Origin of the sequence: Mesorhizobium sp. M4A.F.Ca.ET.020.02.1.1 (genome assembly GCF_004022645.1) — a bacterium.
Classification (GTDB): Bacteria; Pseudomonadota; Alphaproteobacteria; order Rhizobiales; family Rhizobiaceae; genus Mesorhizobium.
This window is the reverse complement of record NZ_RZOI01000961.1, coordinates 1-1881: the sequence shown is the minus strand read 5'-3', so window position 1 is coordinate 1881 and position 1881 is coordinate 1. Positions and strand designations below refer to the sequence as shown.

General features: G+C 65.4%; 2 protein-coding genes. Both read left to right on the top strand.

Translation table 11 applies throughout. The features are described from left to right. On the top strand, positions 1 to 669 hold a 669-nt coding region (locus EN742_RS33655; RefSeq protein WP_148670466.1), incomplete at its 5' end, for a zinc-binding dehydrogenase. Positions 670 to 671: 2 nt separating this feature from the next. Continuing rightward, positions 672 to 1781: a sn-glycerol-3-phosphate ABC transporter ATP-binding protein UgpC gene (ugpC, locus tag EN742_RS33650; RefSeq protein ID WP_126057033.1), complete on the top strand. Its 1110-nt coding sequence runs from the start codon at positions 672 to 674 to the stop codon at positions 1779 to 1781. Positions 1782 to 1881 lie beyond the last annotated feature (100 nt).

Genomic DNA, 1881 nt, shown 5'->3' with positions numbered 1-1881 from the left:
GTGCATCCGGCGGCCTTCACCTACAGGCTGCCGGACAATGTCTCCTTCGCCGAAGGCGCCATGGTCGAGCCCTTCGCCATCGGCATGCAGGCAGCGGCGCGGGCGCGCATCGTGCCCGGCGATGTCGCCGTCGTCGTCGGCTGCGGCCCGATCGGCATCATGATCGCGCTGGCAGCACTTGCAGGCGGCTGCTCGAAGGTGCTGATCTCCGACTTCTCGGCGCCCAAGCTGAAGATCGCCGCGCAGTATCAAGGCATCGTGCCGGTCAATATCGGCGAGCAGTCGCTGGTCGACGCCGTCGCGGCAGCGACCCACAGTTGGGGCGCCGACATCGTTTTCGAAGCCAGCGGCAACCCGAAAGCCTTCGCCAATTTGTTCGACATCGTGCGGCCAGGCGGCGCGGTGGTGCTGGTCGGACTGCCGGTGGAGCCGGTCAGCCTCGACGTGCCGGCGGCGATCTCGAAGGAAGCGCGCATCGAGACGGTGTTCCGCTACGCCAACATCTTCGACCGCGCCCTGCAATTGATCGCCTCCGGCAAGGTCGACCTCAAGCCGCTGATCACCGGCACCTATGATTTCTTAGACAGCATCAAGGCGTTCGAGCGGGCGGCCGAGGGCAACCCGCAGGACGTCAAGCTGCAGATCCTGCTTACCGGCGAGAAGGGCTGACCATGTCCGCAATCGTCTGCTCCCATGTCGACAAGGCCTATGGCGCAACCACCGTCATCCGCGACCTCAACCTCAGCATTGAGGAGCATGAATTCGTCGTGTTCCTGGGGCCGTCCGGCTGCGGCAAGTCCACGCTGCTCAGGATGCTCGCCGGGCTGGAGGACATCACTGGCGGCGAGGTGTCGATCGGCGGCAAGGTGGTCAACGACCTCGAGCCCGGCGACCGCGGCATCGCCATGGTGTTCCAGAACTACGCGCTCTATCCGCACATGACGATCTTCGACAACATCGCCTTCGGGCTCAGGCGACAGAAAGTGGCGGCGGCCGAGATCAGGAAACGGGTCGAGGCGGTTGCCAGCACGCTTGGGCTGGAACCCTATCTCGGCCGCAAGCCGACCGAGCTCTCCGGCGGCCAGCAGCAGCGCGTGGCAATCGCACGCGCGATGATCAAGACGCCCAAGGTGTTCCTGTTCGACGAGCCCCTGTCCAACCTCGATGCCAAGCTGCGCAATCACATGCGCATCGAGATCGCAAGGCTGCACCAGTCGTTGAAGACGACGACGGTCTACGTCACCCACGACCAGCTCGAGGCGATGACGCTGGCCGACCGCATCGTGCTGCTCAAGGACGGCGTCATCGAGCAGGTCGGCTCGCCAGCCGAGATCTATCGCCGGCCGGACAATCTGTTCGTGGCCGGCTTCATCGGCACGCCGAACATGAATTTCGTCGAGGTGGCGATCGGCCGGGCCGGAAATGGCTGGACGCTGACCGGCGCCGGAACGGTACTTTCAATAGACGGCTCGGGTTTCCATCTCCAGCACGGTGATCGCGCCATGCTCGGCATCCGGCCTCCCGACCTGAAGACGGCCGGCGCCGATGGCCGGAGCCTCTTGCAGGGCACCGCCGATCTCATCGAATTCCATGGTAACGACGCGCTGGTGACGTTCGGCTCTGGCGGCAGGGAGATCAGCGCGCTGGTGCCGGCCCGCGAATGCCCGGCCTTGCGCACGCCGGTCCGCTACACATTCGACGAGGAAAGCATCCACCTCTTCGACGCGACTTCGGGCGCATCGCTACGCAAGCCGGAACGAAACGGCAGCCTGCTCAGCTGATCGCGTCGAGCGCCTGCCGCTGCCGGTGCATCTCCAGGAAGATGCGGTAGTCGCGGTCGAATCGGGCGCCGGCCGCCGGATTGGCGGCGCGCTTCCTGCC

Bases quoted from the DNA above. Each gene is read 5' to 3' on its own strand.
- ugpC (WP_126057033.1), top strand. From the start codon at position 672: ATGTCCGCAATCGTCTGCTCCCATGTCGACAAGGCCTATGGCGCAACC.